The sequence below is a fragment of the Arthrobacter sp. TB 26 genome (assembly GCF_000427315.1).
Taxonomy (GTDB): Bacteria; Actinomycetota; Actinomycetes; order Actinomycetales; family Micrococcaceae; genus Arthrobacter.
Map to the genome: position 1 here is coordinate 804 of NZ_AUPJ01000427.1, position 871 is coordinate 1,674.

General features: G+C 63.7%; 1 pseudogene (running past one end of the window). It reads left to right on the plus strand.

The features are described from left to right. Positions 1-849: pseudogene (locus tag K789_RS23345) on the plus strand (aldehyde dehydrogenase family protein) (it extends 671 nt beyond the left edge of the window). Positions 850-871 lie beyond the last annotated feature (22 nt).

An 871-nucleotide genomic window follows, 5' to 3' on the forward strand; every position in this document is an offset into this window, starting at 1 on the left:
AAGCCGCTGGCCTCAAGCCCCCGGATCCGCAAGATCGCTTTTACCGGCGAAACCTCCACCGGCCGGCTGATCAGCCAGTACGCCAGCCAGAACCTGATCCCGGTCACGCTGGAACTCGGCGGCAAGAGCCCCAACATCTTCTTCAACGACGTTGCCGACACCAACGACGCGTTCTACGACAAGGCCCAGGAAGGGTTCACGCTCTTTGCCTTCAACCAGGGCGAAGTCTGCACCTGCCCCTCCCGCGCCCTGGTCCAGGAGGACATCTACGATTCCTTCATGGCCGACGCCGTGGCCCGGGTCGAGAAGATCATCCAGGGCAACCCGCTGGACACCGAAACCCAGCTTGGCGCCCAGGCCTCGAACGACCAGCTGGAAAAGATCCTCTCCTACATCGACATCGGAAAGCAGGAGGGCGCCAAGATCCTCACCGGCGGCGCCCGGGCCGAAATGCCCGGCGACCTGGCCGGCGGGTACTACGTCCAGCCCACCATCTTCGAAGGCCACAACAAGATGCGGATCTTCCAGGAGGAAATCTTTGGCCCGGTGGTCTCCGTGACCCGCTTCAGCGATTACAACGACGCCATGGGCATCGCCAACGACACCCTCTACGGCCTCGGCGCCGGCGTCTGGTCCCGCAACGGCAACGTCGCCTACCGTGCCGGCCGTGAAATCCAGGCCGGCCGGGTGTGGGTCAACAACTACCACGCCTACCCGGCAGGGGCTGCGTTCGGCGGCTACAAGTCCTCCGGCATCGGACGCGAAAACCACGCGATGATGCTGGACCACTACCAGCAGACCAAGAACCTCCTGGTCAGCTACAACGAGAACAAGCTCGGCTTCTTCTAAGCCGCACCAAGCCCGGGCGGGG